Annotated in this window: 9 protein-coding genes and 1 pseudogene; 7 read left to right on the plus strand and 3 right to left on the minus strand. The window is 42.2% G+C overall.

The window, feature by feature from the left end:
• The 5 genes and pseudogenes from OTK50_RS19965 to OTK50_RS15240 all read left to right on the plus strand — a co-directional run.
• A partial coding sequence (locus tag OTK50_RS19965; RefSeq protein WP_266121918.1) for an HNH endonuclease occupies positions 1-964 on the plus strand: 964 nt, incomplete at its 5' end.
• 1 nt (position 965) lies between these two features.
• Positions 966-1,433, plus strand: a complete 468-nt coding sequence (locus tag OTK50_RS15225) for a DUF6985 domain-containing protein (RefSeq protein WP_007614252.1) — start codon at positions 966-968, stop codon at positions 1,431-1,433.
• A 360-nt stretch (positions 1,434-1,793) separates the two neighbouring features.
• Positions 1,794-2,822, plus strand: a pseudogene (locus OTK50_RS15230) (pre-toxin TG domain-containing protein); the annotation flags it as partial.
• 12 nt (positions 2,823-2,834) lie between these two features.
• Entirely contained in the window at positions 2,835-3,188 is a 354-nt protein-coding gene (locus OTK50_RS15235) for a hypothetical protein (RefSeq protein ID WP_017418767.1), read from the plus strand.
• 131 nt (positions 3,189-3,319) lie between these two features.
• Positions 3,320-4,033, plus strand: coding sequence for an endonuclease V (locus OTK50_RS15240; protein WP_224223875.1), 714 nt, complete (start codon positions 3,320-3,322; stop codon positions 4,031-4,033).
• Positions 4,034-4,120: 87 nt separating this feature from the next.
• Here OTK50_RS15240 and OTK50_RS15245 read toward each other — a convergent pair whose 3' ends face one another.
• Complete coding sequence (locus tag OTK50_RS15245) at positions 4,121-5,002, minus strand: LysR family transcriptional regulator (RefSeq protein WP_224223874.1); 882 nt, start codon at positions 5,000-5,002, stop codon at positions 4,121-4,123.
• A 122-nt stretch (positions 5,003-5,124) separates the two neighbouring features.
• On the opposite strand from OTK50_RS15245, the gene OTK50_RS15250 reads away from it, so the two are divergent.
• On the plus strand, positions 5,125-5,670 hold the full coding sequence (locus tag OTK50_RS15250; RefSeq protein ID WP_007614245.1) for a flavodoxin family protein: 546 nt from the start codon (positions 5,125-5,127) through the stop codon (positions 5,668-5,670).
• The gene (locus OTK50_RS15255) at positions 5,667-5,885 is read left to right on the plus strand and encodes a hypothetical protein (RefSeq protein ID WP_082998291.1); all 219 of its coding nucleotides are present in this window, start codon (positions 5,667-5,669) and stop codon (positions 5,883-5,885) included. Before OTK50_RS15250 ends, OTK50_RS15255 begins: the two co-directional genes overlap by 4 nt.
• Positions 5,886-5,911: 26 nt before the next feature.
• On the opposite strand, the gene chrA is transcribed toward OTK50_RS15255, so the two are convergent.
• A complete protein-coding gene (gene chrA / locus OTK50_RS15260) occupies positions 5,912-6,448 on the minus strand; it encodes a chromate resistance efflux protein ChrA (RefSeq protein ID WP_007407539.1) in 537 nt (178 codons plus the stop codon).
• On the minus strand, positions 6,445-6,868 hold a 424-nt coding region (gene chrB / locus OTK50_RS15265; protein ID WP_266121919.1), incomplete at its 5' end, for a chromate efflux transporter subunit ChrB. The genes chrA and chrB, both read right to left, overlap by 4 nt.

Raw genomic sequence — 6,868 nt, forward strand, 5'->3', positions numbered from 1 at the left:
TCTTGTCGCCTCAAACGGATTCACAGAAGCCGTCACAGGCAGAGATATGTTCGGAAACAAAGTGTCTGAGGAGAAGCGGAAGCAAGGGGCGCTGGAAGCTGCGCTGAGTTTGGTTGGTGCCGGCGCACTGGCGAAGCATGTAAACAAAGGCATACCGCTTGCAAAATCGCCACAAGCAACAAAAGTTGAAAAAGGGAAAAAGATTCTAGACCAAGTAAAAGAATTCAAAGTACCGACGAATGTAAAAATTCGTGTCCACAAGACTGTCACACCGGATGGCGCAACTTTCCCAATCATTCATGCTGATGTGAAAACGACTGCTGTGAAAGATCTTGGAATTGTGAAGATGGCTGGTAGTGGTAAAGGTAGTAAGGGTACGATAAAAAAAGTTCCACCTGCTTTTAGGCAATCTGAATTTGCTAGTTCGTATGAATCAAGGATTAATCAAACACCTGCACAGGTCAATCCAAAGATTGAATTTGAAGGAATTAGGGGAGAATCTTTAAGTACGCTTAAACCTCCACCAGACCCTAAATTGAAAAGCATATTAGATGAGGCTGGTATAAAAGGTATTCAATATAAAAATGGAGTTCCTGATTTTTCACCAATAGCAAAAGCACAAGTTGAAATCAACTATATGCTTGGAGGAAAAGGAACTTATGGGGGGAAAGCCAGACGAGCTAATTTTGTTCAATCAGATCAAAAATTAGCTGACCAAATTAATGGATCACCTGAGTTAGCAAGTCAATTTGGGATGGAATCTGGTAAAATTAGTGCAAGAGATATAAAAAAATATCGAGAAAAAAATAAATTAACATGGCATGAATTAAATGATGTTAAAACAATGCAACTTGTGCCAACAAAAATAAATAGTGAATTCGGACACCTTGGTGGTGTAGGAGAAATAAACGCAGGAGCTTTTAAACCTGGAGGGTTTGCTAATAAACAAAAAGAGGAGATATAAAATGGCTATAAACGATCCAATTTTTGGTGAACTTGAATATGAGTATGGTTGGGTTAAGGATACCATTATTCGTTTTTTTGGAAAAGAATCTGAGATCTCTTTGATGATAGATGGTGAAGAAGATGGGGAGTTTGATGAAGAACAGTATATGGCATATCAAGCATTAATGCAGAATTGGGAGGATTTGCAGCCAAAATTATTGCAATCAATATTAGACTATTACAAACAGAAGCGACATGAACTGGGTTATGATATTGAATTAAATGAAAATTATCCATTAATTGAAACACCTGATCAAATACTAGAAATGATAACTTTAGATGGAATTGTTGTTCCATATGCGGATATTTTTGAAGGACGAGATATTGGAATTACATTTAACTGTTCATGGGATACAGAAAATGGATTAGGGCTTCGTCTATTAAATGAAAAAATAATTGAAGTAGGTTATCAGGATGTTGCAATTTAAAATAGGCAGCTAAAAGTAAAAACTCATTGATGGTTGTACCATCATGGAGTAATGTTTGCAATGATAGAATAGAAAACGAAGTACGAGCTTAGGCGAAATCACTTTTTACTGGGTGATGAATATAAACACATGGAATGTATATGAAACTAACGAACTCGTACAAACTCGTAAGTTTTAACGTAGTAGTTGTCACCACATATAAAAGGTGTCATACTGTTACCAAAAACTTATAAATTTAATGGTGCTTAAAAATGGGATAGTCAGAAGAATTAATTGACCTTGATTGGCTAGTAAAGCCTTTCAAGGTTTTTTTACAAATGAATTGTTATTTTCTGTTTAAAATGACTTAAATGTCTGTTGGGCTATGAACCCGTCACAGGAGAAAAGCTCTCCACCGCAGAACGCGTCACAGCAGGAGCGATGGCCGCCGCCGGGTTCATACCGGTCGTCGGCTGGGCAGGCCGCGCTTTCAAAGGCGGAAAAGCCATTTACAAAACCGGAAAAACCGTCATTGCCGCAGAACATGCTTTAGATGCCTATAAAACCGGAAAATCCTTAGACATTCTCAAAATGACAGAAATGGGCGCATACGGCCTTGTCGCCTCAAACGGATTCTCAGAAGCCGTCACAGGCAGAGATATGTTCGGAAACAAAGTGTCTGAGGAGAAGCGGAAGCAAGGGGCGCTGGAAGCTGCGTTGAGTTTGGTTGGTGCCGGGGCGTTGGCGAAGCATGTAAACAAAGGCATACCGCTTGCAACCCATTCAAAAGTTCAAAAAGCTAATAAGACACTAGAAAAAGTTAAACAATTCAAAGTCCCGACAAACGTCCGCGTGTACGCAGAACGCCCAGTAACAGCGAACGGCTTTACGTACGGATTCCCAACAGTCCGTGTTGATGTGGAAAAGACGGCTGTTAAAGAACTTGGGATTGTGAAGATGGTTAGTGATGGCGTCCGTAAGGGAAAATCTCATAGTCCTAACATTTCTAAAAATCACGATAAAGTAGCGCATGATGGATATTATGGTCGTAAAGAATTTAGAACGATGCTTAATAATGCTTCGTTTACTCCGCATGGACATAAACATGTTAAGGCTAAAACACTTGAAGAAGCAAAACGTTTTAGTATGACAGGTAAAAAAGCTGCTCAGTACTTACCAAATGTGAATAACAAAGCTTTAGAGAAAGAGGCGCTTCTAAAAGGTCATATTATTGATAATGGAAATAACAACTATTATTTTATTTATGATGCAGGAAAAACAGTCGGTTATGATCTAGGTACACCAACAAGCTGGATTAGAGCGGAGTTTTCTGGTGGTGAATATCATGGTCATCCGATTGCTGGCAGTCGATTGGATAAGTATTTAAAACAACTTGGTATTGATAAGTAATAGGAGGCTTTTATGAGAAAGATAAAAAAAATGCCAGAAGTAAGTTTACAATCCTTAAGGATTCCAAAAGGGTGGACCATAAATCAAAACAGTTTTAGAGAAATTGATCCGAAAAATCTAGATCCAGACGATGAAAAGTGGTTATTTTTTTCACAAGATTTATTGCAATTAACATACTCTCGTAAAAATTATTTACTTGATTTAGGGTGGTATCCAGATGCGGATGCTAATGGATTTTATCAACTAGTTTTGATACAAAATGAGGATTGGGATCAACCTGTGTATGAATTTCAGTCAAATAGCCATATTGAAATAGTTGAAAATATAGAATCTTTATTAAACAAAGTTACGAATAATGAAATGTAGTTAAACATTCATTTAAACTATTAAAAAAAGCTTGCAGGGCCTGAAGTTGCAAGTTTTCAAACTAGAATTTTTAAAGTGAAAATAAATACAAAAAAAGACACTAGTTAACAAGAGGTAGGGTTGATTTTTAGATGCATGTTAAACAAATACATCTTTTCAAACTAAGCAAAGAAGAATTTGTTCAAACACAACAATCCCTAATACATAAAATCAACCTATCCCCCGTCATCCATCCAGACTCCGTCAACACCTGCGCAGGCGTCGACCTCGCTTATTGGGAGCAGGACGGGGAACCGTACGGCGTATGCAGTATCATCGTGATTGACGCTGATACAAAAGAAGTGATTGAAAAAGTGCACAGCATGGGGAAAATCAGCGTGCCGTATGTTTCCGGTTTTCTTGCGTTTCGCGAGCTGCCGCTGATCATTGAAGCGGCCAAAAAGCTGGAGGCGGAGCCGGATGTGTTTTTGTTTGATGGCAACGGGTATCTGCATTACAATCATATGGGCGTTGCCACCCATGCGGCTTTTTTTCTGGGTAAGCCGACGATAGGGATTGCGAAAACCTATCTCAAAATCAAAGGCTGCGATTTCGAGATGCCTGAAAATGAAGTCGGCGCCTACACCGATATTCTCATTGACGGCGAGGTATATGGCCGGGCGCTTCGGACACGGCGGGACGTGAAGCCAATCTTCTTGTCTTGCGGACATGACATTGATTTAGAAAGCAGCTATCAGATCACAATGAAAATGATCAATCGAGAAAGCAGGCTGCCGATCCCTGTCCGTCTGGCTGACCTTGAAACGCATGTTTTGCGAACGTTTTATCGGAAAAATCACGTGTAACACTTGGGGCTCTAAGCCACCAAGTGTTTTTTTTGTATGCCTGGTGTCTGCTTTGTTAAAAACTTTGTCGTCCTTGCAGATAGGTTTTTATTTGAATGTTTTTCGCGTCAAATCGATAAAAGCCTTTAATGGCGCAGACATCCACTTGTCCTTATGCCATGCTAGTTGAGTAAAAACAGGGCATTCATTCTGCCAGTTGAGTTCTTTCATCCGTCCTTCGGCAATATCGTCTTTTACTGTCATTTCAGGCAATAGTCCAATTCCAAGTCCGGCCATCACGCATTGTTTGATGGCTTCGATGCTGACGAATTCTAATTTGTTAGGGTAGACTCCGGCGTCATGTAAAGTGTTCTCAAAGAGCGTGCGGTATGAACAGCCGTCCTCTGTCAGCAGAAGGGTTTCATTTTGAAGATCTTTCAATGTTGTTGGTGAGTCTGCTGCAAAAGGATGGTCATTGGCGGCTACCATTTTGATTTCATCCTGAATCAAAGATTCAACGTGCAGTGCGTCTTCCGTTCGGTTCACATCCAAAATGAAAGTGATATCAAGCTGGCCTTGTAAGAGCTGTTCTTTCGCTTGTTCGTTGGAAACATACGGTTTGAATATGAGCTTTACTTGAGGAAAAGCCTGTTTGAATTCTTTTATGATAGGCGGAAGGCGGTATGTGCACTGGCTTTCCGTCGCGCCGATTTTCAAGGTTCCGGTTGTTTCTCTTACTTGATTTGCGGCCATTTTTGCTTCTTCTGTTAACACAATGATCTTCTCCGCATAGGATTTGAATGTTTTGCCGGCTTCTGTCAGGATGAGCCGCTTGCCGAGCCGTTCAAATAAAGGAGTCCCGATTTCTTCTTCAAGTGATTTGATCTGAGAGGTAACGCTTGATTGTGCATAGTTAAGCATCTTGGCGGTTAGGGTGAAGTTTACATGTTCTGCTGCGGTAATAAAGGTGATCAGCTGCTTCAATTCCATATGTTCTCGCCCTTTCTAAATCGGTTTTACCGATTGGAATAATAGAAATAATCATCTGTATTGATTGATGAATCCATTATATGATGAAGAAAATCATTCGTAAACAAAGGAGCAGATGCATCATGAAAATTGCGGTTATTCATGGCGGAACGAGGTCTGGCGGAAATACGGATATTCTTGCGGAGAAGGCTGTTCAAGGATTCGATGCGGAGCACATTCATTTGCGGAAATATCGGCTCCAGCCAATTGAAGATCTGCGTCACGCTCAAGGCGGCTTTCGTCCTGTTCAAGATGACTGCGATTCTATCATTGAGCGGATATTACCGTGCGATATTCTTGTATTCGCCACCCCAATTTATTGGTTTGGCATGTCAGGGACATTAAAGCTGTTTATTGATCGCTGGTCACAGACGCTGAGAGATCCGAGGTTTCCTGACTTTAAACAGCAAATGTCAGCGAAGCAGGCATATGTAACAGCAGTGGGAGGGGACAATCCTAAACTAAAAGGGCTGCCGCTGATTCAGCAATTTGAACATATTTTTCATTTTATGGGGATGTCCTTTAAAGGCTATGTGCTGGGAGAAGGCAATCGTCCCGGTGATATTCTTCATGATCATCAGGCGCTGAGCGCGGCGAGCAGCTTATTGAAAAGAAGTGATGCTCTATGAAGCTGCTGCTGGTTATCTCTGGTATGTTGATTCTTGCACTCTTTTTAGCTTGGAAAGCGCCGACTTCTGTTTGGATAAAGGCTGAAACCAATTCGCCTCAGGTTAAGCAATTTGTGAGAATGGCAGGCGCAACGCTGCAAGTTAAGCAAATCATCAAGAGTGATGCAGGCGAAGAAACAGTTGTCATATCAAATGATATTTCTGGGCCAAAATAAAAAAGCACCTGTCCAGGTGCTTTTCTTTATAAATGAGGAACCACAAGACCTCCATACAAAAACGCCGCGATAATCAGGAAGGCCGGATGCATCTTGAATTTTGTCAAGGCAAGGAGGGAAATCCCCGCAATCATTATCGCTTGAACCCAGCCGATCGCTTTGATGCCGTCTGCGCCGATTTGCCAGGTAAGAATGAGCATCATGACGGCGATGACAGGCTGGACGGACAGCGTCATACCTTTGATGACGGGAGATTGGCGGAAGCGCTGAATGATGCGCAAGAGGACGATCAATGCGAGCGCCGACGGTACGACGGTGGCGATCAGCGCAATCAGGAACCCGGGCCACCCGCCTGCGCTGTAGCCGACATACGCGGCGATTTTGGTGGCGATCGGGCCCGGCAATGCGTTCGCAAGCGCGAGCATATTTGAGAATTGATCGTTTGAGAGCCAGCTGTATCTGTTGACGACTTCTTCAAACATCAGCGGGATCGACGCCGGTCCGCCTCCATATCCGAGTACGTTTGCGGCAAAAAACGCCATAAATACATAAATCATGATCATGAGGCAGACATTCCTTTATCTTTTGAACGTTTATTTGTGATTTTGTCCTTTAATTTAAAATGAAACGCACCGTACGCTAAGAAAATGATAATGACAAAGCCGGGATTGATCTGTAACGTTTGCAGGCCGATAAAAGCGATGATAAAAAACAGAATGCCCGTGACCCAGCCGAAACCTTTTAGCGCTTTTTGGCCAAACTCGTACGCCATGATGCCGAGCATGACGGCGATCACCGGGGTGACGGCGCCAATCATGCCGGCAACAATTGCTGAGTGGCTTAAGACATTGACAGCCGCAAACAAGCCTACCATAGCAAGACATGTAGGCAGAATGTGGGCGAGGGTTGCCAAGATTGCGCCTAACGTGCCTTTCAGCTTGAAGCCCAGATACGCAGCCATTTTTGTGGCAATCGGTCCGGGA

It is taken from the genome of Bacillus sp. NEAU-CP5 (assembly GCF_026420705.1).
GTDB classification, from domain to species: domain Bacteria; phylum Bacillota; class Bacilli; order Bacillales; family Bacillaceae; genus Bacillus; species Bacillus velezensis.

What these genes read in the sequence shown, in the direction of transcription:
- OTK50_RS15255 (WP_082998291.1), top strand. Translation starts at nt 5,667, where the DNA reads ATGAAGCTGCTGCTGGTTATCTCTGGTATGTTGATTCTTGCACTCTTT.
- OTK50_RS15245 (WP_224223874.1), bottom strand. Translation starts at nt 5,002, where the DNA reads ATGGAATTGAAGCAGCTGATCACCTTTATTACCGCAGCAGAACATGTA.
- OTK50_RS15235 (WP_017418767.1), top strand. Translation starts at nt 2,835, where the DNA reads ATGAGAAAGATAAAAAAAATGCCAGAAGTAAGTTTACAATCCTTAAGG.
- OTK50_RS15250 (WP_007614245.1), top strand. Translation starts at nt 5,125, where the DNA reads ATGAAAATTGCGGTTATTCATGGCGGAACGAGGTCTGGCGGAAATACG.
- OTK50_RS15240 (WP_224223875.1), top strand. Translation starts at nt 3,320, where the DNA reads ATGCATGTTAAACAAATACATCTTTTCAAACTAAGCAAAGAAGAATTT.
- chrA (WP_007407539.1), bottom strand. Translation starts at nt 6,448, where the DNA reads ATGATCATGATTTATGTATTTATGGCGTTTTTTGCCGCAAACGTACTC.
- OTK50_RS15225 (WP_007614252.1), top strand. Translation starts at nt 966, where the DNA reads ATGGCTATAAACGATCCAATTTTTGGTGAACTTGAATATGAGTATGGT.